This is a genomic window from uncultured Roseobacter sp., from assembly GCF_947493125.1.
Lineage (GTDB): Bacteria > Pseudomonadota > Alphaproteobacteria > Rhodobacterales > Rhodobacteraceae > Roseobacter.
The window spans coordinates 176167-200375 of record NZ_CANLQB010000008.1 but is presented as its reverse complement, the minus strand read 5'-3'; the positions used below and the strand labels follow the sequence as shown (position 1 = coordinate 200375).

Annotated in this window: 22 protein-coding genes; 13 read left to right on the top strand and 9 right to left on the bottom strand. The window is 64.1% G+C overall.

Annotated elements, in window-relative coordinates:
• The 13 genes from Q1A71_RS18195 (at nt 1) to Q1A71_RS18135 (ending at nt 14190) form a co-directional block, all read left to right on the top strand.
• The gene (locus Q1A71_RS18195) at nt 1-399 is read left to right on the top strand and encodes a hypothetical protein (RefSeq protein ID WP_299679690.1); all 399 of its coding nucleotides are present in this window, start codon (nt 1-3) and stop codon (nt 397-399) included.
• A gap of 237 nt (nt 400-636) precedes the next feature.
• Nucleotides 637-1866, top strand: coding sequence for an AAA family ATPase (locus Q1A71_RS18190; protein ID WP_299679687.1), 1230 nt, complete (start codon nt 637-639; stop codon nt 1864-1866).
• An 18-nt stretch (nt 1867-1884) separates the two neighbouring features.
• Entirely contained in the window at nt 1885-3327 is a 1443-nt protein-coding gene (locus Q1A71_RS18185; protein ID WP_299679684.1) for a CpaF family protein, read from the top strand.
• A gap of 336 nt (nt 3328-3663) precedes the next feature.
• Nucleotides 3664-4626, top strand: a complete 963-nt coding sequence (locus Q1A71_RS18180; RefSeq protein WP_299679681.1) for a type II secretion system F family protein — start codon at nt 3664-3666, stop codon at nt 4624-4626.
• 11 nt (nt 4627-4637) lie between these two features.
• Nucleotides 4638-5621, top strand: a complete 984-nt coding sequence (locus Q1A71_RS18175) for a type II secretion system F family protein (protein WP_299679678.1) — start codon at nt 4638-4640, stop codon at nt 5619-5621.
• Nucleotides 5621-6196 carry a tetratricopeptide repeat protein gene (locus Q1A71_RS18170; RefSeq protein WP_299679675.1) on the top strand — a complete coding sequence of 192 codons (576 nt, stop codon included), beginning with the start codon at nt 5621-5623 and terminating at the stop codon, nt 6194-6196. Before Q1A71_RS18175 ends, Q1A71_RS18170 begins: the two co-directional genes overlap by 1 nt.
• A 33-nt stretch (nt 6197-6229) precedes the next feature.
• Nucleotides 6230-7078 (top strand): tetratricopeptide repeat protein, encoded by an 849-nt coding sequence (locus Q1A71_RS18165; RefSeq protein WP_299679672.1) that lies wholly within the window; start codon nt 6230-6232, stop codon nt 7076-7078.
• A 7-nt stretch (nt 7079-7085) separates the two neighbouring features.
• A complete protein-coding gene (locus Q1A71_RS18160) occupies nt 7086-7583 on the top strand; it encodes a prepilin peptidase (RefSeq protein WP_299679669.1) in 498 nt (165 codons plus the stop codon).
• An 83-nt stretch (nt 7584-7666) separates the two neighbouring features.
• On the top strand, nt 7667-8974 hold the full coding sequence (locus Q1A71_RS18155; protein WP_299679667.1) for an ATPase: 1308 nt from the start codon (nt 7667-7669) through the stop codon (nt 8972-8974).
• 223 nt (nt 8975-9197) lie between these two features.
• Nucleotides 9198-10277 carry a Hint domain-containing protein gene (locus Q1A71_RS18150; protein ID WP_299679664.1) on the top strand — a complete coding sequence of 360 codons (1080 nt, stop codon included), beginning with the start codon at nt 9198-9200 and terminating at the stop codon, nt 10275-10277.
• Nucleotides 10278-10604: 327 nt separating this feature from the next.
• Nucleotides 10605-13058: a ligase-associated DNA damage response DEXH box helicase gene (locus tag Q1A71_RS18145; RefSeq protein ID WP_299679661.1), complete on the top strand. Its 2454-nt coding sequence runs from the start codon at nt 10605-10607 to the stop codon at nt 13056-13058.
• Nucleotides 13059-13098: 40 nt separating this feature from the next.
• Nucleotides 13099-13761, top strand: coding sequence for a ligase-associated DNA damage response endonuclease PdeM (gene pdeM / locus Q1A71_RS18140; protein ID WP_299679899.1), 663 nt, complete (start codon nt 13099-13101; stop codon nt 13759-13761).
• A 9-nt stretch (nt 13762-13770) separates the two neighbouring features.
• Nucleotides 13771-14190, top strand: coding sequence for a PaaI family thioesterase (locus Q1A71_RS18135; protein ID WP_299679658.1), 420 nt, complete (start codon nt 13771-13773; stop codon nt 14188-14190).
• On the opposite strand, the gene folD is transcribed toward Q1A71_RS18135, so the two are convergent.
• The 9 genes from folD to tolB all read right to left on the bottom strand — a co-directional run bounded on the left by folD (nt 14187) and on the right by tolB (nt 24192).
• Nucleotides 14187-15089, bottom strand: coding sequence for a bifunctional methylenetetrahydrofolate dehydrogenase/methenyltetrahydrofolate cyclohydrolase FolD (gene folD / locus Q1A71_RS18130; protein ID WP_299679655.1), 903 nt, complete (start codon nt 15087-15089; stop codon nt 14187-14189). The genes Q1A71_RS18135 and folD overlap by 4 nt on opposite strands.
• A gap of 13 nt (nt 15090-15102) precedes the next feature.
• Nucleotides 15103-15573, bottom strand: coding sequence for a hypothetical protein (locus tag Q1A71_RS18125; protein ID WP_299679652.1), 471 nt, complete (start codon nt 15571-15573; stop codon nt 15103-15105).
• 100 nt (nt 15574-15673) lie between these two features.
• Entirely contained in the window at nt 15674-17350 is a 1677-nt protein-coding gene (locus Q1A71_RS18120; protein WP_299679649.1) for a formate--tetrahydrofolate ligase, read from the bottom strand.
• Nucleotides 17351-17497: 147 nt separating this feature from the next.
• Nucleotides 17498-18094, bottom strand: a complete 597-nt coding sequence (locus Q1A71_RS18115; RefSeq protein WP_299679645.1) for an MOSC domain-containing protein — start codon at nt 18092-18094, stop codon at nt 17498-17500.
• Between the two features lie 115 nt (nt 18095-18209).
• Nucleotides 18210-20132 (bottom strand): ATP-dependent zinc metalloprotease FtsH, encoded by a 1923-nt coding sequence (gene ftsH / locus Q1A71_RS18110; RefSeq protein WP_299679642.1) that lies wholly within the window; start codon nt 20130-20132, stop codon nt 18210-18212.
• Nucleotides 20133-20212: 80 nt separating this feature from the next.
• Nucleotides 20213-21472: a tRNA lysidine(34) synthetase TilS gene (gene tilS / locus Q1A71_RS18105; RefSeq protein WP_366140298.1), complete on the bottom strand. Its 1260-nt coding sequence runs from the start codon at nt 21470-21472 to the stop codon at nt 20213-20215.
• Nucleotides 21465-22301 carry a tol-pal system protein YbgF gene (gene ybgF / locus Q1A71_RS18100; RefSeq protein ID WP_299679639.1) on the bottom strand — a complete coding sequence of 279 codons (837 nt, stop codon included), beginning with the start codon at nt 22299-22301 and terminating at the stop codon, nt 21465-21467. Before ybgF ends, tilS begins: the two co-directional genes overlap by 8 nt.
• Nucleotides 22302-22305: 4 nt before the next feature.
• Nucleotides 22306-22821, bottom strand: a complete 516-nt coding sequence (gene pal, locus Q1A71_RS18095) for a peptidoglycan-associated lipoprotein Pal (protein WP_299679636.1) — start codon at nt 22819-22821, stop codon at nt 22306-22308.
• A gap of 87 nt (nt 22822-22908) precedes the next feature.
• Entirely contained in the window at nt 22909-24192 is a 1284-nt protein-coding gene (gene tolB / locus Q1A71_RS18090; RefSeq protein WP_299679894.1) for a Tol-Pal system beta propeller repeat protein TolB, read from the bottom strand.
• Nucleotides 24193-24209 lie beyond the last annotated feature (17 nt).

The window sequence follows — 24209 nt, the reverse complement described above, 5'->3', positions numbered from 1 at the left end:
ATGACACAGCTGACCTCAGGCAAACTGCGCGCCCTCGCCCTGCTCACCGGCCTCGCGGCTCTGGCCGCCTGCGGCGAACAGGGCAGCGGCGGCGGCAAATGGTTCCGCGAAGCCGGTGCCCAGCTCGACAATGGCGAATTCGGCAATGCCACCATGCAGAACATGATCGCACAGGTCTGCTTCCCCAATGGCCGCAGCGGCGCCTTTGGCGGCACCAAGATTGGCGGCACCGCGGGCGACCCGGTGGTCGTGGTCGACCCCGCCAGCACGCCCCGCCGGCCCGTCTACCGCGTGCATTGCGATGGCCAGCTCGATGGCCGCTACGCGCGGATCATCTACCGTGACTACGTGAACAGCGCTGGTCAGGCGATCACCGTCACCGAAGCCACTGCCGAGTAGAGCCCGCGCGGGCACTGCTCCCACAAATCGGCCTCAGATCGGTTATTGTGTCGAGATACCCAACAATTGGGCGGATTAGGCCCTAATCTCGCCCAAGTTCACTGCGACTTTCCCTCCAATGGGACACCTACGTCCAGCCACAGCGCTGGAGAGGGACGGTCGCAGGGGACTTTGGGGTAACATCAGAAACAATCCTCCGGTGCTCTGCGTCGTCCTTGAACAAAGGAAGACGAGGCAATGAGCACGCTGCCGCAATCGGAACCATCACTCATCGTGGCCTGCACGGTCAGCCGCGATGTCCAGAACTTCGATCTGCTGATCGAAGACATGGAGCTTGCCCTGGGCGAGAACTGGGGTGATCTGGGCTTTGCCGAGGCGCTTGCCTTTTTCGAACAGCCCGAGGCGCAGGCGCTCGAGTTCATCGCCCTCGCGCTCGACGAGACCGACGAGGACAACCTGCCCCTGATGGGCGAAATCATCACCCAGGCCAAGGCGCGCGGCATCAAGGTGATCCTGATCGCCGAAGACGTGACACCCGCAGCCCTGCACCAGCTGCTGCGTCAGGGGGCGGATGAATTCGTTCCCTACCCGCTGCCGGAGAACGAGCTGGGCGAGGCCATCGAACGGGTCCGCGCGCAGGAGGCGCTGTTGGCCGCGGCGGGCGGGACGACGCTGCACGCACAGAACCAGAAAGAGGGTGCCGTGATCGTCGTGCACGGGCTGGCCGGCGGCACCGGTGCCACCACGCTGGCCGTCAACCTCGCCTGGGAGCTTGCCACCGCCGACAAGGACACCGCCCCCAGCGTCTGCATTCTCGATCTCGACCTGCAGTATGGCGCCGTGGCGACCTATCTCGATCTGCCGCGCCGCGAGGTGGTCTATGACATGCTCTCCGACACCGAAGGCATGGACGACGAGATCTTCGGCCAGTCGCTGCTGACCTTCCAGGACAAACTGCAGGTCCTGACCGCGCCCATGGAGATGCTGCCGCTGGACATCATAACCTCCGAAGATGTCAATCGCGTGCTGGATATGGCGCGGCGGCACTTCGACTATGTGGTGATCGACATGCCCTCGACGCTGGTGACCTGGTCCGAAGCGGTGCTGAGCGCCGCCCACGTCTATTTTGCGACCGTCGAGCTGGACATGCGCTCGGCCCAGAACACCCTGCGCTTCAAGCGGGCGCTGCAGGCCGAGGAGCTGCCGGTCGAAAAGCTGCGCTATGTGATGAACCGCGGGCCGAAATTCACCGATCTGAGCGGCAAGAGCCGCGTGAAGCGCATGGCCGAGAGCCTCGGTATCTCCATCGACGTGCATCTGCCCGACGGCGGCAAGCCGATCACGCAGGGCGCCGACCATGGCATGCCTCTGGCGCAGGCGGCCGCAAAGAACCCGCTGCGCCGCGAAATCGCCAAGCTCGCGGCCTCGATCCATGAACTCAACACCAACGACGTCAAGGCGGCCTGAACGGGCAAAGGATAAGCGATGTTCTCGAAGTACAAAAAACCATCGGCACAGCGCCCGGCAGAGACCAAGGACGCAGCACCGGTCACGGAAATCGCCACCGCGAAACCCGCCGCCGCGCCCTCGGTCACGCGCAAGGCCGCGCCCAGCGCACCGGCGCAGGCCACGCCCATGGACAAGGAGCGCAAGCGCAAGGAGCGCATGGGCGAGATCAAGCTCGATCTGCACCGCGTGCTGCTCGACAACCTGAACCTCTCCGCTCTGGAGCACGCCTCCGAGCAGGACCTGCGTCAGGAAATCAGCGCAATCTCCGCCGAGTTCCTGGAAGAGCGCTCCATCGTGCTCAACCGCGAAGACCGCCAGACCCTGACCTCCGAGCTCTACGACGAGGTCACCGGTCTCGGCCCGCTCGAGACGCTTCTGAAAGACGACACCGTGAACGATATCCTCGTGAACGGCCCGCAGCAGATCTTCGTCGAGCGTGACGGCAAGCTCGAACTCAGCGACATCACCTTCAAGGACGAACGCCATCTGCTGCGGATCATCGACAAAATCGTCTCCGCCGTGGGCCGCCGCGTGGACGAGAGCAATCCTTACGTGGACGCCCGTCTCAAGGACGGCTCGCGCTTCAACGCGATGGTGCCGCCCGTCGCCGTCGATGGCAGCCTCGTCTCGATCCGGAAGTTCAAGAAGGACAAGCTGGGCATCGACGACCTGGTCGGCTTCGGCGCCTTCACCGAGGAAATGGCCGCTTACCTGCAGGCCGCCGTCGCCACCCGCCTCAACATCATCGTCTCGGGCGGGACCGGGTCCGGCAAAACGACCACGCTCAACGCGCTCTCCAGCTTCATCGACAATTCCGAGCGGATCCTCACCATCGAGGACACCGCGGAACTGCAGCTACAGCAGACCCACGTGGGCCGCATGGAAAGCCGCCCGCCGAACGTGGAAGGCAAGGGTGAAGTCTCCCCCCGCGACTGTCTCAAAAACGCCCTGCGGATGCGCCCCGACCGCATCATCGTCGGCGAGACCCGCGGCGAGGAGGTCATCGACATGCTGCAGGCCATGAACACCGGCCACGACGGCTCGATGACCACGATCCACGCCAACTCCGCCCGCGACGGCATCAGCCGTCTCGAAAACATGATCGCCATGGCGGGCATCGAAATGCCCATCAAGGCCGTGCGCAGCCAGATCTCCTCGGCGGTCAACCTCATCGTGCAGGCCTCGCGCCTGCAGGACGGCTCGCGCCGCATGACCTCGATCACCGAGATCACCGGCATGGAAGGCGAGGTCATCTCCATGCAGGAGATCTTCCGCTACCAGCGCGTCGGCCTCACCCCCGACAACAAGATCATCGGGCATTTCACCGCCACCGGCGTGCGCTCGGCCTTTGCCGAACGCTTCCGCCTCTGGGGCTACGATCTGCCGCCGTCCATCTACGAACCCATCGCCGCCGAATAGGGGCAAAACACAGCCGCCCCGCCGTCAGGATCGTTTCCATGTCCAATCGCTTCGCCAAAGCACCATCCAGAAACCGGACCCATCCGGTGGGCCAATGCGCCCGGCCGGCACCGCCGGCCAGCCCCCGATCCTCCCGTTTTGCCGAAGGCAAACCTTCGGTTTGGCGGGAGCGGGCTTCACCCCCACCCAGGGTCGGGGGCTGGCCTCTGGTCTTGGGCAAAAGCATCTCAGATTTTTGGGACGTCACTGGAACTGAGGACTTCTTTCATGTCCTACCGCTTCGCTACTTGAGGACCTCTTTCATGTCCTACCGCTTCGCCACTTGAGGACTTGCTCATGAACACCGAATTCATCGTCTACGGCCTGATCTTCATCGGCGTGCTGGTGCTGGTCGAGGGCCTCTACCTCGTCACCTTCGGCAAATCCATCAGCCTCAACAGCCGCGTCAACCGCCGGCTGGAGATGCTCGACAAGGGCAATGGCCGCGAAGAGGTGCTGGAAAAGCTGCGCAAGGAAATGCAGCAGCACATGAAATCCCGCAGCATTCCGCTCTACTCGCTGCTGGGCGAGAAGGCGCAGAAAGCCGCCATCGCCTTCACCCCGCGCCAGCTCATCCTGATCATGGTGTTGCTGGCGGGTGTGGCCTTCATGGGGCTGACCGTCGGCACCGCCACCGAGGTGGGCGTGCGTGCGCTGCTGTCGGTCGGCATCGGTGTCGGCGCGGTCTACATGTGGGTCTCGCAAAAGGCCAACAAACGCCTGTCGATGATCGAAGAACAGTTGCCCGACGCGGTGGAATTGATGGTGCGCTCCTTGCGCGTCGGCCACCCCTTCTCCTCCGCCATCCAGATCGTCGCCAAGGAGGTGCAGGACCCGCTCGCCTCCGAATTCGGCATGATCGCGGACGAATCCGCCTATGGCCGTGACGTGGGCGATGCGCTCAAGGAAATGGCCGAACGGTTGGAAATGCAGGATCTGCGCTTCCTCGCCGTCGCGGTGACCATCCAGCAGACCTCGGGCGGCAACCTCGCCGAAATCCTCGCAGGGCTCGCCAAGGTGATCCGCGCCCGCTTCCGCCTCTTCCGCCGCGTCAAGGCGATCACGGCGGAGGCGAAATGGTCCGGCAAGTTCCTCTCCGCCTTCCCCATCGTGGCGCTGATCGTGATCAACGTGTCCGACCCGAATTACTACGACGAGGTGCGCGACCACGCGCTCTTCATCCCGGCCTGCTTCGCGGTGGGCATCATGCTGGCGCTGAACCTGATCGTGATGCGCATTCTGACCGACATCAAGGTGTAAGGATCTGACCGATGGACTTTTTCGCCTCTCTGAACACCATGATCACGGATCTCCTCGGCCCGCTCGGTCCGATCATCATCCTCGGCACCATCGGTGTCATCATGGTCGCTGTCACGGTCATCCTGATCCTGCAGCAGCCCGAAGACCCGATGAGCAAGCTGAAGAAATCGGCGCAATCGCCCGATGCCGGGAAAGAGCCGCAGCAGCGTCTGCGCCAGGGCGAGCGCAATGAACAGCTGCAGCGCTTCGCCAGCTTCCTCGAGCCGCAGGATCACCAGGAGCTCAGCAAGAAACAGCTGCAGCTGCGCCAGGCGGGCTACCAGAGCAAGGACGCCGTGCGCATCTTCCACTTCGCGCAATTTTCGCTGGCGATCCTGGGCCTGCTCGGCGCCTTCATCTACCTGATCGTACTCGGCGGTGGGGAAGGTTTCTCCAGCAACCAGATGATGATGTACCTCATCATCCCCGGCGCCATCGGCTACTACCTGCCCACCTATTGGGTCACCCGCCGGGTCGAGACCCGCAAGGAGGAAATCACCAGCGGCTTCCCCGACAGCCTCGACATGATGCTGGTCTGCGTCGAGGCGGGCCAGTCGCTCGATCAATCCATCGTGCGGGTGGCGCGCGAGCTGCACGCCTCCTACCCGGCGCTGGCGCAGGAATTCGACATCGTCGCCTATGAGATGAAGGCCGGCAAGGACAAGACCCAGGTTTTGAACGACATGGCCGAGCGCTGCGGCGTGCAGGATGTGTCGTCCTTCGTCACGGTGATGATCCAGTCGGCCACCTTCGGCACCTCGATCGCCGAGGCGCTGCGGGTCTATGCGGCCGAGATGCGCGACAAGCGCGTGATGCGCGCCGAAGAGGCGGCAAACAAGTTGCCAACCAAGATGACCCTTGCCACTATGATGCTGACCGTGCCGCCCTTGCTGATCATCCTGGTGGGGCCCTCCGTACACGGCATCACGCAATTGGGTAACATGACCGCAAACTGATGATGACACCGGCCAGGGCCGCCGCCGCCCTCCTTCTCGGCTTCGGTCTTGCGGGCTGTGTCACGGGCACCGACCCCGTGGCGCTCCCCGAAGGCCAGATCGACGCGCCCGGGGTCGATCTCGAGGGCGAGGCGGTTGACGGGGTCGCGGTCGGGCACCGTCTGCTCGCGGCGGGCGAATACGAACTGGCGATCAAATCCTTCAACCGCGCCGCCGTGGCCCGCGGCGCCATCGACGCCGAGATCCTCGCCAGTCTCGGCAGCGCCAATCTGGGCCTGGGGCGTCTGGGACAGGCCGAAACCCTGCTGCGCCGGGCGGTGGCGCGCGACGATGCCCAGCCCGAAGACTGGAACAACCTCGGCGTCGTGCTGATGGAAGCGGGCAAGCTCGCCGAGGCCGAACTGGTCTTCAAACGCGCCTTCGCGCTCGACAATGGCGAAAGTGTCGCAATCCGCGACAACTTGCGCTTAGCGCTCGCAAAATCTGAAAATTCTGCTACAAACAGGGTACAAACCGACGACTATAAGTTGGTACGGCGCGGCAGCAGCGACTTCCTGATCCGCCAGACGCCGTAATCGAGGCAAGAGCAGTAAAAGGACGCAAAACCCATGCGCCACCCCATCCTTCTGTCCGCCTGTCTGGCGGGTGCGGTCCTCGTTGCGGGCTGCGCCGAAAAAGATGCTGACGACACCGTCGAACGTGCGTTCCAGGACGTCAACGTGATCGACGAAAGCAACCTCAACGATGTGATGCTGACGGTTGCCGATCCCAACGAGGCGGTCGCCTATTTCACGCGCTCCGCCACCGAAAAGCCCGACCGCATCGACCTGCAGCGCGGGCTGGCCTATTCGCTGGTGCGCGCCAAGCGCTTCGCCGAAGCCGCACCGGCCTGGGAAAAGGTGACCAGAATGGACGGATCCACCGCCGAGGACAGCGTGGCCTATGCCGACACGCTCATTCGCACCGGCAACTGGAAGAAGGCCGAGGCGACGCTCGACGCGCTGCCCCCAACCCATGAGACCTTCAACCGCTACCGGCTCGAGGCGATGCTCGCCGACAGCAACGAGGAATGGACCAAGTCCGACAGCTTCTACGAGATCGCCACCGGGCTGACCACCAAACCCTCCGGCGTGCTCAACAACTGGGGCTATTCCAAGCTCACCCGCGGCGACTACGAGGAGGCCGAGCGCCTCTTCGGCGAGGCGATCCGCCAGGACCCCACGCTCTTTACCGCCAAGAACAACCTGGTTCTGGCCCGCGGCGCACAGGGGGACTACACCCTGCCCGTGATTCCCATGGACCAGACCGAACGCGCCCAGCTTTTGCACACCATGGCGCTCTCGGCGATCAAGCAGGGCGATGTGACCGTGGGCAAGACGCTGCTGCGCGACGCCATCGAGACCCACCCGCAGCACTTTGAACCGGCGGTGCGCGCCCTGAAAGCGCTCGAAGCCTGACGCCGGCATGGCCATCACCGCCTCCTCCGCCTGGTGGTTTTTGCCCTTCGTGCTGCCGCTCTGCTTCTACGTGGCCTTCACGGATCTCTCGCGCATGAAGATCACCAACCCCACCGTGGTCGCCCTGGCGCTGGTCTTCGTGGTGGTCGGCCCCTTCGCCATGCCGGATCTCGAAACCTACCTCTGGCGGCTGGCGCAACTGGCAATCATGCTGGTCTTCGGCATCCTGCTCAACGCCATCGGCGCCATGGGGGCCGGTGACGCGAAATTCATCGCCGCCGCCGCCCCCTTCGTCGCCCCGGGCGATCTGCGGCTGATCCTGTCGCTGCTCGCCGCCTCCCTGCTCGCGGCCTTCGTCACGCACCGCATTGCCCGCGCCACCCCCCTGCGCAAGCTCGCCCCCCATTGGACCAGCTGGGACCAGGGCACCAAATTCCCCATGGGCCTCGCCCTCGGCATGGCGCTCTCGCTCTATCTGATCCTCGCTGTCCTTTATGGCGCCTGATTTACGCCATTTTCATCCGATACGCTGCACATAAACCGGAGGCCAAGCGCCACCGCAGAGCAGCTGTTATCGAGGACGAGCCCATGAACATGCACACCGCCGACGTCTTGGCGCCGCCGCAACCCAGCACGCTGGACGACATGCAGCTCTCTACCGTGATGATGCGCGACATCGTGCTGAAAACCATGTTCCGCAAGAACGTCGATATGGTCAGCGAACTCGCCCAGGCGATCTGCCTGCCCATCCGCGTCACGCAGGAACTCATCGACATGGCCCGCGAACAGCGCCTGCTGGAGGCCACGGGCACGCTCAATGCCAACAACGGCAACGAGATGGGCTATCAGCTGACCGAGCAGGGCAAATCCCGCGCCCTCGATGCGCTGGCGCAATCGGAATACTTCGGCGCCATGCCGGTGCCGCTCGATGTCTACCGCGAGCAGGTCAAACGCCAGTCCGTGCGCAACATGCAGATCACACGCGCCCAGCTCACCGGCGCCATGGGCCACCTCGTCCTGCCCGACACCCTGCTCGACCAGTTGGGCCCCGCCGTCTCCGCCGGGCGCTCGATCCTGATGTACGGCCCCCCCGGCAACGGCAAATCCTCCATCTCCAACGGCATCCGCGACGCGCTGGGCGATCATGTCTTCGTACCCCGCGCCATCGAATACGCCGGTCAGGTGATCACGGTCTACGACCCCATCGTGCATGCCGCCGTGCCGGTGGAGGAGGACGACCCCACCTCCCTGCGCCGCACGCCGAAGTTCGACCAGCGCTATGTGAAATGCGAACGCCCCACGGTGATCACCGGGGGCGAGCTCAGCCTCGAGATGCTCGATCTGGTCTACAACCCCACCGCGCGCACCTATCAGGCGCCGCTGCAGCTGAAATCCACCGGCGGCATCTTCATCGTCGACGACCTTGGCCGCCAGGCTGAACCGCCGCAAAGCCTCGTAAACCGCTGGATCGTGCCGCTGGAGGAAAGCAAGGACATCCTCGCCCTGCAGTCGGGCGAAAAATTCGAGGTGCCGTTTGACACGCTGGTGATCTTCTCCACCAACTTCCACCCGAACGAGATTTTCGACCAGGCCGCCCTGCGCCGGATCTTCTTCAAGATCAAGATCGACGGCCCCAATCAGGAGAACTTCCTGAAAATCTTCGCCATGGTCGCCAAGAAGCGCCAGATGCCGCTGGACGAGGCCACGCTGGTGCACCTGTTGAAGGTCAAATACCCCGAGATCGACAACATCTATGCCAACTACCAGCCGATCTTCCTGATCGACCAGATGATCTCGATCTGCGATTTCGAGGGCCTCCCCTACCAGATGAGCCCCGAATTGATCGATCGCGCCTGGGCCAACATGTTCGTCAAGGACGAGCACATCGTGAAGTAAGGCCGGGCTGCAGGCCGCGCGCCCCCATGCGGTCGAGGCCGCGCCCGGTCCCGCCCGTCTGCAGGGTCTCCCCGGGCATTCGCCAGCGTGCACGCGCGCGGCCTGATCCCGCCCGGCGGCGCATCGCGACATCCCAGGCCCTCTTAAGCTCATATTGACCAATTTTTCCTAAGCAGGGGCTCGCGGATGCGTGCCCCCGGGGCCGCGCTTTTGGACATGGATCATGGCAACCTGGATTTCGATAGGCTCCTTTGCGGACGTGGACACCACGGAAGGCAACACCACGAGCGAGAACGCAGCCGCACTTCTCGGCACCTACGACAACTCCGTGATGTCCTTCGTGAACGCCACCGCGACCGATTCCAATGGCGACGGCGTGATCTGGGAGAACGACCTCGGCGGCGCCGAGACCATCACCATCGACGGCGTCACAAGCACGCTCGACAGCATTCAATCCTACGCCGCAACGGTGACCCTGGGCGATGGCAGCACGATGTTGACCTCGGTCGGGATTGCCCAGCTCGCCAATGGCCAGGCCTATGTCGTCCCCACCGATCAGACCCATCTCGACAATATCAGCATTCAATCCATCGAACTCACCTCCGTGGAGAATGCCAGCTATGACGGCATGTATGTCAGCAGCGCCTCGCGCTCCATCGACAGCTCGAGCGTCGTCTGTTTCGCGTCCGGAACCCTCATCGAGACGGATCAGGGCGAGATCCCCGTCGGCGCGCTGTCTCCCGGGGCCAGACTGCGCACCCTCGACAGGGGCTTCCAGCCCATCCGCTGGATCGGCAGTTTCACGATCCCGACGACACCCCGAACCTGCCCCATCGCCATTGAGAAGGACGCGCTGGGTCCGGGCATTCCCAGCCGCACCCTCATGGTCTCGCCGCAGCACCGGGTGTTCGTCAACTCGAAGATCGCGCAGCGGATCTTCGATCACCCCGAGGTCCTGATCCCCGCCAAGAAGCTGGTCGGCGTGCCCGGCATCCGCAGCGCAACCGAAGTGGCCCGCATCACCTACTGGCACATTCTGCTGGACCGGCACGAGATCATCTTCTCCAACGGCGCCCCGACGGAAAGCCTCTTTCTCGGGCCGATGGCCGAACAGATCCTGCCCGACGACATGCTGCAGGCCGCCCGCCGCAGCCCTGCGGGACCCGCGGGGTCATCCTCCGCGGCAGAGCCCGCGCGCCTGTTCACACGCGGCAAGGCCCAGGCAAAACTGGCCGAGCGTCACGTGAAAAATCAACAGGCCTTCGTTCGCCTCGCAGCTGCCGAGCTGGCGCTGCCCGGTTAGGGTCATCTGACCGCATCTCCCCTGGTGGGCCAGACGGGTGCAGACGGTGTGAGCGTCCGACGCCCGGTCCGCGTTAACACTCTGGTCACAAACGCACCGTCCGGTCTCTTCACCCGGGTCGCACCGACCCAAACACCGACGCAATACCGACGTGATACCGACGCAATACCGACGTGGGTTTTGCCATGAAACACTGGCATTAACCCTTGATTCGCCGTGTCGCACCGTACGGTGCCCACCGAACGTTGCGTCCGGGCGTCTCCTCTGGTGTGCGAAATCCCGACTGTTGGGACTGGCCCGCCCTCCAACATCCGCTATCTTCCGCGCATGTCCGCCCTGCCCCAGACCTTTCACGACTGGTTCGCCGCCAAAGGCTGGTCCATTCACCCGCATCAGCAGCAGATGCTCGACCGCGCCGACGCGCCCGCCCTGCTGCTCATCGCCCCTACCGGCGGCGGCAAGACACTGGCCGGTTTCCTGCCCACGCTGGTCGATCTGGCAGAGGCGCCCCGGGACGGGCTGCACACGCTCTACATCTCGCCCCTCAAGGCCTTGGCCGCTGATATCAAACGGAATTTGACGACCCCCGTGACGGAGATGGGCCTGCCCATCCGCATCGAAGACCGCACCGGCGACACGCCCGCCAGCCGCAAGAAGCGCCAGCGCGCAGACCCGCCGCACATCCTGCTGACCACGCCCGAGAGCCTCGCCCTGCTGACCTCCTACGAGGACGCGCCACGCATGTTCGAGGGGCTCCAGCGCGTGGTCGTCGATGAAATCCACGCCCTCGCCGAGAGCAAGCGCGGCGATCAACTCATGCTCGCGCTGGGACGGCTGCAGCGCCTCTGCCCGGATTTGCGTCGCGTCGGTCTCTCCGCCACCGTCGAAGACCCGGCGGCCATCGCACGTGGGCTCGCCCGCCACCCCGACCCTTGCGAGATCCTCCTGGCCGACCCCGGCCCCGCCCCCGACATCTCCATGCTCACCACCGAGGAAGCGCCCCCCTGGTCGGGCGGCGGAGCGGCCTATGCGATCCCCGCCGTGCTCGACCAGATCCGCCAGCACAAGACCACGCTGATCTTCCACAACACTCGCGCGCAGGCGGAAATTTTCTTTCATAATCTGTGGCTTGCCAATGAAGACAGCCTGCCGGTCGGCATCCACCACGGATCCTTGGACCGCCAGCAGCGCGAGCGCGTCGAGGGCGCCATGGTCCGCGGCGAGCTGCGCGCAATCGTCTGCACCGGCAGCCTCGATCTCGGGATCGACTGGGGCGATGTCGACCTGGTTATTCAGATCGGCGCGCCCAAGAACGTCAAACGGCTGGTGCAGCGGATCGGTCGCGCCAACCACCGCTACAACGCGCCTTCGAAGGCGCTGCTGGTGCCCGCCAACCGCTTCGAGGTGGTCGAGTGCGTGGCCGCCCTCGAGGCTGTCCGCGAAGGCGCGCTCGACGGAGACCCGCGCGGGCGCGGCCCGCGCGACGTGCTCTGCCAGCACATCCTGATCACCGCCGCCGCCGGCCCCTTCGATGCCGACGCGCTCTATGCGGAAGTCATCACCGTCGGGGCCTACACCACGCTCAGCCGCGCGGAATTCGACGCCTGCCTCGACTTCTGCGCCACCGGCGGCTATGCGCTGCGCGCCTATGACCAATGGCAGCGGCTGCTGCAGCGCCCCGATGGCCAATGGCAGCTGCGCGACCCGCGTGCCGCCCAGAAAATTCGTATGAATATCGGGACGATACAGGACACCGACACGCTGAAGGTGCGCCTCAAGCGCAACCGCGGCGGCAAGCCTCTGGGCGAGGTCGAAGAAGGCTTCGCCGCGTCGCTCACGCCGGGCGACACCTTCCTGATCGGCGGCCAGATCGTGCGCTACGAGGGCCTGCGCGAGATGACCGTCGAGGTCAGCCGCAACGCCGCGAAGAAGCCGAAGGTGGCCACCTTCCTCGGCACGAAGTTTGCCACGTCCACCCAACTCAGCGCCCGCGTCATCGAGATGTTCCAGCAGGAGAGCTGGCCCGACCTGCCCGCCCATACCGCGGACTGGCTGGCGCTCCAACGCCAGGTCAGCCAGCTGCCCGAACCCGGCCGTCTGCTGATCGAGAGCTTCCCTCATGACGGGCGCGAACAGACGGTGATCTATGGCTTCGCCGGGCGCAACGGCCAGCAGACGCTGGGCTTGTTGCTCACCAAGCGCATGGAGGAGATGGGGCTCAATCCCATGGGCTTCGTCGCCACCGATTACGCCACCCTGATCTGGGGTCTGACCCGGGTGGATGCGCCCGCACCGCTCTTCGATCTCGACGCGCTGCAGGACGGGCTGGAGACCTGGCTTGCCGGGAATGCCGTTATGAAACGGACGTTTAGAGCCAGCGCCACCATCGCCGGGTTGATCCAGCGCAACACACCCTCCGCGCGCAAGACCGGGCGGCAGGCCACATTCAGCTCCGACATCCTCTACGACACCCTGCAGAAATACGACCCCGGTCACCTGCTCCTCGACATCACCCGGGAGGAAGCGCTGCGCGGTCTGGTGGACTTCGGGCGGATCGAGGAGATGGCACAACGGGTAGGTGACCGGATCGACCATATCACACTCGACCGTGTGACCCCGCTGGCCGCGCCACTGTTCCTCGAAATGGGCCGCGTGCCCGTGAAAGGTGCCGCCGAGGAGCAGCTGCTGGCCGAGGAAGCCGCGCGGCTGATGGAGACATCGGGCCTCGCGCAGATCACCCCGCAACCGGCAAGCAAACCGCGCTGGCGCGTGGGCTATTAGACCACTTGCGCCGACGGTCCTGATGCGCGATGAACAAATCATGAACTGCCACGATTTCACCTTTGCGAATGCCGCGCTCAAAGCTCTGGGCTCCGGTGCACTCTGGTGGCCCAGTGAGGCGCTCCTCTGCGTCTCCGATCTGCATCTGGGCAAATCAGAACGTGTGGCCCGACGCAGTGGGCAGGCCTTGCCGCCTTATGAGACACGCGACACGCTTGGGCGGCTCGCGGACGATCTCGCAGCGACGCAAGCGCGGACCGTCATTTGCCTCGGTGACAGCTTTGACGATTTGACCGCCGCCGCCGCCTTGCCCGAGGAGGAGCGGCTCTGGATCGCGCAACTGCAGGCCGGGCGTCGCTGGGTCTGGATCGAAGGCAATCACGACCCGGGCCCGCTCGAGTTCGGGGGCACGCACCGACGGGAGATGACGCTCGGCCCGCTGACGTTCCGCCACATCGCCAGCGCAGAGGGGGTGGGCGAGGTCTCGGGCCACTACCACCCCAAGGCCGGTCTGCACACCCGGGGCCGGACAATTACCCGGCCCGCATTTCTGTTTGATTCCAATCGGTTGATCCTGCCCGCCTATGGCACCTACACCGGCGGGCTGCGCAGCTACAGCGATGTGCTGGGTCGCCTCATGCAGCAAGACGCTCTTGCCATCCTCACCGGTCCCATGCCCACATGTGTGCCGATGCCACGGTAGGGAACGCAGATGGACGCCGCACACACAGACCGCATCCACCAGAGCTTCAACGCGCAGGCCATGATGACCACTTTGGGCGCCGCGATCACCAGTGTCGCCGAAGGCGCGGTCGAGATCACAGCGCCGATCTTGCCCAAAGCCACTCAACAGCAGGGATTTGGCCATGCAGGTCTCACCTTCTCCATCGGTGACAGCGCGGCGGGTTACGCCGCGCTCACACTGCTGCCGCTCGACCGCGAAGTGGTCACGGCCGAGATCAAGATCAACCTGCTGTCACCGGCCTTGGGGGATCACCTCCGCGCCCGGGGTCGTGTCATCAAACCGGGGCGTCGGCTGGTCGTGGTCAGCAGCGAGGTGCACGCGCTCAAGGACGGTGAAGAGACGCTGATCGCGATCCTTCAGGGCACCATGGTGCCGGTGCCGCTCTAGGCAGTCAGCCCTTCGGGCTCGGGCAGACCATTGGCGCGGCAACAGGCGGTCACGGTGTTGGCCAGCAGGCAGGCAATGGTCATCGGGCCAACGCCACCCGGCACGGGTGTGATCGCACCCGCAACGGCGGCACAGCTCTCATAGCGCACATCACCGACGAGTTTGGTCTTGCCTTCGCCCTTCTCGGGCGCATCAAGCCGGTTGATGCCCACGTCGATGACCGTTGCCCCCGGTTTGATCCAGTCGCCCGGCACCATTTCGGGGCGCCCAACGGCGGCCACCACGATATCCGCGCGCCGGACCACATCCGGCAGATCTTTCGTCCGACTGTGCGCAATGGTCACCGTGCAGCTATCGCCCAAGAGCAGCTGCGCCATGGGCTTGCCGACGATATTGGAGCGCCCGATCACCACCGCATCCATGCCAGACAGGCTCCCATGATGATCCCGCAGCATCATCAGGCACCCCAGCGGCGTGCAGGGCACCATCGATTTCTGGCCAGTGCCCAGCAGACCGACGTTGGAGATATGGAAGCCATCCACATCCTTCTCGGGCGCGATGGAGTTGATCACCAGATCCTCATCCAGGTGCTTCGGCAGCGGCAGTTGCACCAGAATGCCGTGGATTTCGGTATTGTTGTTCAGATCGTCGATCACCTTCAGCAGATCGGCCTCCGAGGTGTCAGCCGCCAGCTTGTGCTCAACCGACTTCATGCCCACTTCGACGGTTTGCTTCCCCTTGGAGCGCACATAGACCTGGCTCGCCGGATCTTCACCAACCAGCACCACCGCCAGCCCCGGTGTGATCCCGTGATCGCCCTCGAGCTTGGCCACATGGTCCGCAACCTGCGCCCGAACCGTTGCGGCAAAAGCTTTTCCATCGATGATCTTGGCTGGCATAGTGTCTGTCCCGTTATCTTTGAAAGGCAACCTTGTGGGCCCAGGAGCGGCCATCGGTGATCACCAGTTCATTGAACTGCATAAGTTGCAGCAAATCATAGAAGGTCGCCACATATTGCAGCTCCTCCTGCTGAAAAAATCCGCCCTGACGGACGGCGACTGTGAGCTGCGCCATGATCGCGCGTGCGCGATAGAGCGTGGCAAAGACCTCGTCATCCAGCGCCGTGAGGATCAACGTATCCGCGTCGGCGCCCTTGGCAAAGAAGACAAAGCGCGGGCTTTCCGGAGCCTCCAGCTGCGAGCTGGTCAGCAGGTTGACGAAGTCAATCCGCACCGCTTTGCCCGCACCCTGGCTGGCGCGCACCACCCGGTCGAAGCTCTCCTCAGAGGTCACTTCGGGGTAGTAGTAGCCCACATGGCGATCCTGTGCCGCAACGGCGCCCGCGAAGATCACTGCGAAAAGAAGGGCAAGTGTTCTGGTCATTGTCGTCTCCCTGAATGTCCGTTGATCGAGCTTGCGCGCTCGACGCCCCAAGGGGCAACAGGATTTGCCGCCCCCGTGGACATTCGTGATCCGGCGGTGATCAGAAAAGACCTTCCACATCGCCATCCGCATTCAGCTTGATGGCTTCCGCCGACGGCACGCGCGGCAGGCCGGGCATCGTCATGATCTCACCACAGATCGCCACCACAAAGCCAGCACCCGCGCTCAGACGCACCTCGCGCACCGGGATGGTGAACCCGGTGGGCGCGCCGCGCTCGTTCGGGTCGGTGGTAAAGCTGTACTGGGTTTTCGCCATGCAGACCGGCAGATTGCCATAGCCTTGCTCTTCCCAATCCGTCAGCTGGTTGAGGATCTTCTGATCCATCAGGGCTGCATCTGCGCGGTAGATCTTGGTCGCAATGGTGTTGATCTTGTCGGCCAGTGACATCTCGTCGGGGTAGAGTGGTGCGAAGTCAGCCTCCCCCTTCTCAATGGTCTCGACCACCTTCGTCGCCAGATCGGCGGAGCCTTCGGAGCCAAGCTCCCAGTGTCGCGACAGCACCGCTTCCGCACCCTGCCCGGCCACGTAGTCCTTCACGGCCTGCACTTCGGCGTCCGTGTCGGTCACGAAGTGGTTGATCGCCACCACAACCGGCACGCCAAAGCTCTTCACGTTCTCGATGTGACGCCCGAGGTTGGCACAGCCGCTCTTGACGGCACCCACATTCTCAGCACCCAGATCGGCCTTGGCCACGCCGCCGTTCATCTTCATCGCGCGCACAGTGGCCACGATCACCACGCAGGAGGGCGCGAGCCCCGCCTTGCGGCATTTGATGTTGAGGAATTTCTCGGCCCCAAGGTCGGCTCCAAAGCCGGCTTCTGTCACCACATAGTCCGCCAGTTTCAGCGCCGTGGTCGTCGCGATCACGGAGTTACAGCCGTGCGCGATATTCGCAAACGGACCACCGTGCACGAAGGCCGGGTTGTTCTCCAGCGTCTGCACCAGGTTCGGCTGCATCGCGTCTTTCAGCAGCACGGTCATTGCGCCATCCGCTTTGATGTCGCGCGCATAGACGGGTGAGCGGTCGCGGCGATAGGCCACGATCATGTCCCCAAGGCGTTTCTGCAGATCTGACAGGTTCTTCGCCAGACAGAGGATCGCCATAACCTCCGAGGCCACGGTGATGTCAAAGCCCGCCTCACGGGGGAAGCCGTTGGCCACACCGCCCAGCGACGTCGTGATCTGGCGCAGCGCCCGGTCGTTCATGTCAACCACACGGCGCCACATAACGCGGCGGGTGTCGATCTCGAGCTCATTGCCCCAGTAGATGTGGTTGTCGATCATCGCGCTCAGCAGCGAGTGCGCCGAGGTGATCGCGTGGAAATCGCCCGTGAAGTGCAGGTTCATCTCTTCCATCGGCACAACCTGCGCATAGCCGCCACCCGCGGCACCGCCCTTCATGCCGAAGTTGGGCCCAAGCGAGGCTTCGCGGATGCAGACGGCAGCCTTCTTGCCAATGCGGTTCAGACCGTCCCCCAGACCCACGGTTGTGGTGGTCTTGCCCTCTCCCGCAGGGGTCGGGTTGATCGCCGTCACCAGAATCAGCTTGCCGTTTTCATTGCCCTGCACCGAGTTGATAAAGGACTGCGACACCTTCGCCTTGTCATGGCCGTATGGCAGCAAATCGTCGCTGGAGATCCCCAGCTTCGCGCCGATCTCCTGGATCGGTTTCTTCGACGCCGCGCGTGCAATTTCGATGTCAGACTTATAGGCCATGGAACACTCCCCGATGAGACGCCGCACGCGGCGAAGTTGCTGCGTCCTGCATACGAGCGCGCACCGGCGCGCAGAAGGGGGATTCCGACCTTTCCGCAGTCGTCAGCGGCGGGAAGCGCCGCAATCGTTTCGTTTCGGAAACGATTGTTACGTTCGCGCGTCGGGGAGATGCGCCCAGACCGGCTGATCCGGAATATGCAGCGTCACCGTATCGCCGACGGCCACAGCGCCCTCCCGCTCGACCCAGGCGGTGACCCCACGTCGGGTCTTGGCCGCCGGTTTGAAGGCCGCACCGAAGCCCGGCGCATCCTTTTCAATTTCCCGCCCCGGCAGCACGCAGGGCCGGTTCTCCATGTCCACCGTGATGCTCGCCCCGCTGGCCATCTGCAGCCGCGAGGACGGCGGCACATGTGTGAAATCCGGGATCCCTTCGATCACCATGGACGCGCCGACCCATATTGGATCAATGGCCTCCAGCCCCATCTCAGCCGCAATCACGGCGAGCTCCTCGGCAGAGAGCACCGAGAGCTGGCGCACATTGCGGATCTCTGTGCCCTTTGGGTACTGGGCCTTGACCCGCACGCAGGAGGGGCGGGTGAGGCCACCGTGGCACTCGCCCGCGATGCCGGCAAAGGTGAGTTCCGCCGTCTCCAACGCCTCGGCCCGAAGCGTCTTCGCGCTGTTGCGCACGCGGCCCAGCCAAGTGATCGTGCCAGTAAAATGAGTGGGCAAAAGTGCGGGCATGAGCGATCCTCCGGGAGCTATCCCGCGCAGTTGGACCAGAGACCTCGCCAAAAGAAAAGGCCCCGCGCGTGGCGGGGCCCATGGTTTTTTGTGATGCCACCACTTCGGGGCGTGATCAGGTCGGCTCCGGCTCCATCCCGCCATCGGACGGGGGTGTCTTCTTCGCCTTCGCTTTGGCCTTCGGAATACCGATGACGCTGGGGGCCGACCCGCTGTCGGGCTTGTCATCCTCACCCGCAGGTGGCACCGGCGGTTCACCGTTCATGACCCGCTTGATCTCCTCGCCGGTCAGCGTCTCATACTCCAGCAGCCCTTGCGCAAGGCGCTCGAACTCCGTCTCGTTTTCCTGGATGATCTTAAGCGCCCAGTCGTACCCATCCGCGATAAAGCGCTGCACCTCTTCCTCAATCAGCTCTTTGGTATTGGCCGAGACGGAGAAGCCCGCGGTGTTGCCCTGATAGCCTTCGGCCGCTTCGGAATAGTCGATGTTGCCGACCTTGTCCGACATGCCCCAGCGCAGCACCATCGCGCGCGCCAGACCAGAGGCTTGCATGATGTCACCCGCCGGGCCATTCGATACCGCCTCGGGGCCATACTTGTGGATCTCCGCCGCCTTGCCCGCCATGGTCATGGCCAGCCGCTGGTGGCATTCATCCTTGAACATGTTCAGGCGGTCCATCTCGGGCAGGCTCATCACCATACCAAGCGCGCCACCGCGCGGAATGATCGTTGCCTTATAGACCGGATCGCATTTGGGCAGCTTGATGCCCACCAGCGCATGCCCGGCCTCGTGATAGGCGGTCATTTCCTTCTGTTCAGGCGTCATGACCATGGAGCGGCGCTCCGCCCCCATCATGATCTTGTCCTTGGCGCTTTCAAAATCGATCATCGTCACAAAGCGGCGCCCCACGCGGGCTGCGCCAAGTGCTGCTTCGTTCACCAGGTTCGCCAGATCGGCGCCGGAGAAGCCCGGCGTGCCGCGCGCGATGATGCGCAGGTCCACATCCGGGCCAAGCGGGGTCTTGCGGGCGTGCACGCCGAGGATCTTTTCGCGGCCTTTGATGTCCGGGTTGCCCACGGTGACCTGACGGTCGAACCGGCCTGGGCGCAGCAGCGCAGGGTCCAGCACGTCTTTGCGGTTTGTGGCCGCGATGATGATCACACCTTCATTGGCCTCAAAGCCGTCCATCTCGACCAGCAGTTGGTTGAGCGTTTGCTCACGTTCGTCATTGCCGCCGCCATAACCCGCACCCCGGTGCCGACCCACGGCGTCAATTTCGTCGATGAAGACGATGCAGGGCGCGTTCTTCTTGGCCTGCTCGAACATGTCGCGGACACGGGAGGCACCGACACCCACGAACATTTCCACGAAATCCGATCCCGAGATTGTGAAGAAGGGCACACCCGCTTCACCCGCAATCGCCCGGGCCAGAAGGGTCTTACCGGTCCCCGGAGGACCCTCGAGCAAGGCGCCTTTCGGAATCTTTCCGCCCAGACGACTAAATTTTTGCGGATTCCGCAGAAACTCAACGATTTCTTCGAGCTCTTCCTTCGCCTCGTCGATTCCCGCAACATCGTCAAAGGTCACGCGGCCATGCTTTTCGGTCAGCATCTTCGCCTTGGACTTGCCGAAGCCCATCGCACCGCCTTTGCCGCCACCCTGCATCCGGTTCATGAAGTAGACCCAGACACCGATCAGCAGCAGGAAGGGCAAGAGCGACATCAGGAAGGTCTGGAACCCTGATTGCTGTTGCTGTTCGGCGCGCACGGCGATGTCATTGTCGATCAAAAGCTGCGTGATTTCAGCGTCTTCCGGCTTGATCGCAACATAGTCGACACCATCTTCCTGACGGAAACGGACCTGCTCGCCGTCCAGGGTGACGTTGCTGACCTCGCCGGATTCGACCGCGTTGACGAATTCGGAGTAGCTGATCTCACGGCTTTGCAGCGTACTGCCGGGCCCGCTGAACAGGTTGAAAAGAGCCAGGATCAGTAGAAACAGGACGACCCAAAAGGCGATGTTGCGTGCGTTACCCAACGGAATTCTCCTAAATGTGCGCGCGGTCCGACAGCCCATCGTACCACTACCGAGGTAAGATAGACACTGCGCGCTCAGGTTCAATGCGATAAAAGTGCGGCAAAGAAGGCGTCTTCACCGCCGTCGACGCGGGCGTGCCACCCGTCGGCGTGGCCAGCAAGAGGGGCTGCGACCAGATCTTCACCGCGCCAGACCGCCGGAGTGACCCGCAAAACATCCCGCGGCAATCCCGCAGCGCGCCAGTCCGGCAGCTGTTTCAGCCCCTTGAATCCAAGCGCCGCGACGTGCAGCCGCTCACTCTGCACCCCACCCTGCAGATGCCACCGGCCATCCCAGAGCTCATCGACCCGGCAGATCAGGTCGCGCACAGGCTGATGCTCGCGGCTGATCCAGAGCACATCGCGGTCACGCCAGGCCCGGCAGCCATCGACCGTCCCGCCCCTCCCTTGCTTCAGCGCCTCGATCAAGCCAAGCACCGGGCGTCGGCGCGGCGCATACCCGGAGCCGCTGATCCATCCAATGGCGCTCAGCAGGATGCGGCGCGCGGTCTCATCCGGCAGGGTCCGATAGGCGCGCCAGTCCACGCGCACGGCCCCGGCCTCCACCCTGGCAATCCGGCGGGCGTCGAGGAAAGCCTGCCAATTCAGCGCATCACGGGCCTGCGCCATGTTGGAGGCCACCTGGCCGAGCGCCCGGGCGTCGATCCCAAGTGGGGCAAGAACGTCCAGCGCCTGCCGCATCTTCACGCGGTCAAAACGCTCGTCCTCGTTGCTGGGGTCCTCTGCCCAAGCCGCCCCGCGCCGCCGCAAGTCTTCGCGCAATTCCGCCCGCGTGATGTCCAGAAGCGGCCGGATCCACGTGATCCCGTGAGACAACCGCCGCGGCGCCATCGCCGACAGCCCGTCAACACCCGCACCGCGCCCGAGACGCATCAACACCGTCTCGGCCTGGTCATCCAACGTATGCCCTAAAGCCACCGTCGTCAGCGCCCGGTCTCGCGCCCAATCGGCAATCAGGCGATAGCGGGCATCCCGCGCCTCTTTCTGAAAATTGCCCATCCGGTCCCAGCCGCTCCACCGCACGATGGTGTGCGGGATGTTCAATGCGTGGCACAGCGTCGTGACCTGTGCGGCTTCATCGGCAGCCTCCGCACGCATCCCGTGATCCACCGTGATGGCGTGCAGCAGTGTGGATTGGGCTTGTGAAAAGGCGTGCAGCAGATGCAGCAATGCAACGGAGTCGCCCCCACCGGAGACCGCAATGCCGAGAGCCGCCGGTGGATGCGGGAGAAGGTGCCGCGCAACGGCCTCGCCCAACTCCCGCGGTTGTGCGTTACGCACAGCCGAGGCGTTGCATCTCGCTCCGCGCCTGTTCGGCCGCCGGATCCTGCGGGAACCGAAGTCCAACCTCACCAAGCGTCACACAGGCCTCCTGTGTCTGTCCCAAGCCGCCCAGGGACCGCCCGAGCCGAAACAGCGATTGCGGGGCCACCGGGCCGGTCGGATCGACGCTGAAACTGTTCAGATAGGCGCGTGCCGCCTCGCGTGTGTTCCCCAGCCCTTCCAGCGCCTCGCCGCGGCCAAGATCGGCCCCCGCGGCCAGCGGCCCGCCGGGGTAAGTCTGCGTAAAACTCGCGAAAAGGTCGGCCGCGCGCTGATAGTCGCCTTCGCTCAGCGCGGTTTGCGCCGTCTTGAAGTCTTCTTCCTCGCCCACCGCGAGTTCAATGCCGCTCTGGGGCGCTGCGGGCGCCGCACCGGTTCCAGCATCCGGCGCAGGTGTCGCGGCGGCTGGAAGGTCACCTCCCAGCGTGGTGGTCTCCCCAAGGGCAGCAATGTCACCCCCCTCCAGTTCCACTAGGCGGAATTCAAGATCACCCAACCGGTTGGTCCCATCCTCGACGATCCGATTGATGCGGAACTCGAGTTCCTCGGTCTTGGAGGTCAGCCGCTGCATCTCCGCCTCGATCGCGTTCATCCGATCCAGCACGGTCGCCCCGCCGGTGTTCACCGCGGCGCCTCCCGTGGTGGACAGTTCCCGCCGCAGCTTCTGGATTTCCACATAGAGCACCGTCATCTCCTGGCGGATGTCCGCAAGGGTCTGATCATCCTGCGCCGCAGCCCCGAAGGGCAACAGCACAACCGCGGTGAGGATGGCTGCGAAGATACGCATGGGCCTACCCCGTCAGCCCGGCGGCGAGAACGGTTACCGCACGGCGGTTCTTGGCATAGCAGGATTCGTTGGAGCAGATCTCGATGGGTCGCTCCTTGCCATAGCTCACGGTGCGCAAACGGTTGCCTGCGACACCTTTCGAGACCAGATATTCCCGCACCGCATTCGCGCGCCGCGCACCAAGCGCCACGTTGTATTCGCGCGTGCCCTGCTCATCTGCATGGCCTTCGATCACGGCGGTGAAATCCGTATTGGTGAGCAGCCATGTGGCCTGACCGTCCAGCACCGTGCGCCCTTCATCCGTGATCGTCGACTGATCCACCGCAAAAAGGACCCGGTCACCGATGGTCTGGTTGAAATAGGCGGGCGATGTCGGGTCATTCGGGCTGCCCGGCACAACGGCCCCGTTGGCGCCGCCAAGCCCGCCCGCCGTCCCATCCGCGCCGAAACGGTCGGGATTGGTACAGGCCGCCAGCGCCAGCCCGGCGACGACGAAAATGAGTTTTGTCCTAAGTGTCATACTCTCTGCCTCATATGGTCGGTGTTGTTGTTATTTTATTGGGGTTTTATCACAAGCCCACGCCCCTTGGAAACGGTTTCGGCGTACTCATTGCAAAAGCGGCGACCACGAGGGGTCGGACCCGCCGTCGGGCGTGCGCACGGGCCGTAGGTTCCGGCCCGAGATATCGACCGAATAGAGCGAGGACCGGCCACCTTCGCCCTGGGTCTCACGAGTGAACATGATCACCCGCCCGTTCGGGGCCCAGGTCGGGCCTTCGTCGAGGAAGGAGGCGGTCAGCAACCGCTCTTCCGAGCCGTCGGTGCGCATGACGCCAATGTGGAAGCGCCCGCCGTTCTGCTTGGTGAAGGCAATCAGATCCCCACGCGGTGACCAGACCGGCGTGCCATAGCGACCCGGGCCGAATGAAATCCGTCGTGCTTCCCCACCGCCTGCCGGCATGATGTAGAGTTGTTGCGAGCCGGAGCGGTCGCTCTCGAAGACGATCTGGCTGCCGTCTGGTGAAAAGCTCGGCGCGGTCTCGATCGAAGGTGCCGAGGTCAGCCGCGCCGCCCCGCCGCCCCCGATGTTCATCGCCCAGATGTCCGTATTGCCGCCCTGGCTCAGCGAAAAGACGATGGTCTGCCCATCCGGTGCAAACCGCGGAGCGAAGCTCATCGTGCCCTCCTGGCTCTCCAGCGCGCGCCGCTGGACCGAGCCCACGTCGAGCACGTAGATGCGGGGAAAGCCCGTCTCGTAACTGGTGTAGAGCACCCGCCCGCCATCCGGCGAGAAGCGTGGGGCAAGGACAATCGCGCTGCTGTCGGTCAGGTACTGCACATTGGCACCGTCATAATCCATGATCGCCAGCCGCTTCTGCCGTGCGTCCTTGCTGCCGGTCTCGGAGACATAGACCACCCGGCTGTCGAAATAGCCGCCCTCGCCGGTGATCCGGCTGTAGACCGCATCGGCGACCTTATGACCCATACGCCTCCAGCCTTCTGTCGTGCCAGTAAATTGCAGCCCGTCGCCCAGTTCAGCACCCGAGAAGACATCATAGAGCCGGAATTTCACCGACAGCTGATTGCCCTGCACCGAGACAGCGCCTGTGATCAGTGCCTGCGCGTTGATCGCCTTCCAGTCCGCGTATTGCACGGGCGCGGCAAAGCTGCTGATCTGACTGATGAACGCCTCTGGCGGGATTTCGCGGAAGAGCCCGGTGCCGGACAGATCGGCGGAGACGACCTGTGAAATCTGCGCGGCCAGCCCACCCGCATCTCCCGTTTCGGCCTCGAACACCGGCAGAGCGAAGGGCAAGGGCTCGATCACCCCTTCGGTGATCTCGATCCGCAAGGGGCCCTGGTTCTGCGCCTGCGCGGGCGCTGCGTGCATTGCGCCGAAGGCCAGGG

What these genes read in the sequence shown, in the direction of transcription:
- Q1A71_RS18165 (WP_299679672.1), top strand. Translation starts at nt 6,230, where the DNA reads ATGCGCCACCCCATCCTTCTGTCCGCCTGTCTGGCGGGTGCGGTCCTC.
- Q1A71_RS18145 (WP_299679661.1), top strand. Translation starts at nt 10,605, where the DNA reads ATGTCCGCCCTGCCCCAGACCTTTCACGACTGGTTCGCCGCCAAAGGC.
- Q1A71_RS18195 (WP_299679690.1), top strand. Translation starts at nt 1, where the DNA reads ATGACACAGCTGACCTCAGGCAAACTGCGCGCCCTCGCCCTGCTCACC.
- Q1A71_RS18170 (WP_299679675.1), top strand. Translation starts at nt 5,621, where the DNA reads ATGATGACACCGGCCAGGGCCGCCGCCGCCCTCCTTCTCGGCTTCGGT.
- tolB (WP_299679894.1), bottom strand. Translation starts at nt 24,192, where the DNA reads ATGCACGCAGCGCCCGCGCAGGCGCAGAACCAGGGCCCCTTGCGGATC.
- Q1A71_RS18185 (WP_299679684.1), top strand. Translation starts at nt 1,885, where the DNA reads ATGTTCTCGAAGTACAAAAAACCATCGGCACAGCGCCCGGCAGAGACC.
- Q1A71_RS18125 (WP_299679652.1), bottom strand. Translation starts at nt 15,573, where the DNA reads ATGACCAGAACACTTGCCCTTCTTTTCGCAGTGATCTTCGCGGGCGCC.
- Q1A71_RS18160 (WP_299679669.1), top strand. Translation starts at nt 7,086, where the DNA reads ATGGCCATCACCGCCTCCTCCGCCTGGTGGTTTTTGCCCTTCGTGCTG.
- Q1A71_RS18135 (WP_299679658.1), top strand. Translation starts at nt 13,771, where the DNA reads ATGGACGCCGCACACACAGACCGCATCCACCAGAGCTTCAACGCGCAG.
- folD (WP_299679655.1), bottom strand. Translation starts at nt 15,089, where the DNA reads ATGCCAGCCAAGATCATCGATGGAAAAGCTTTTGCCGCAACGGTTCGG.
- pdeM (WP_299679899.1), top strand. Translation starts at nt 13,099, where the DNA reads ATGAACTGCCACGATTTCACCTTTGCGAATGCCGCGCTCAAAGCTCTG.
- Q1A71_RS18115 (WP_299679645.1), bottom strand. Translation starts at nt 18,094, where the DNA reads ATGCCCGCACTTTTGCCCACTCATTTTACTGGCACGATCACTTGGCTG.
- Q1A71_RS18190 (WP_299679687.1), top strand. Translation starts at nt 637, where the DNA reads ATGAGCACGCTGCCGCAATCGGAACCATCACTCATCGTGGCCTGCACG.
- Q1A71_RS18120 (WP_299679649.1), bottom strand. Translation starts at nt 17,350, where the DNA reads ATGGCCTATAAGTCTGACATCGAAATTGCACGCGCGGCGTCGAAGAAA.
- Q1A71_RS18175 (WP_299679678.1), top strand. Translation starts at nt 4,638, where the DNA reads ATGGACTTTTTCGCCTCTCTGAACACCATGATCACGGATCTCCTCGGC.
- Q1A71_RS18155 (WP_299679667.1), top strand. Translation starts at nt 7,667, where the DNA reads ATGAACATGCACACCGCCGACGTCTTGGCGCCGCCGCAACCCAGCACG.
- pal (WP_299679636.1), bottom strand. Translation starts at nt 22,821, where the DNA reads ATGACACTTAGGACAAAACTCATTTTCGTCGTCGCCGGGCTGGCGCTG.
- ybgF (WP_299679639.1), bottom strand. Translation starts at nt 22,301, where the DNA reads ATGCGTATCTTCGCAGCCATCCTCACCGCGGTTGTGCTGTTGCCCTTC.
- Q1A71_RS18150 (WP_299679664.1), top strand. Translation starts at nt 9,198, where the DNA reads ATGGCAACCTGGATTTCGATAGGCTCCTTTGCGGACGTGGACACCACG.
- Q1A71_RS18180 (WP_299679681.1), top strand. Translation starts at nt 3,664, where the DNA reads ATGAACACCGAATTCATCGTCTACGGCCTGATCTTCATCGGCGTGCTG.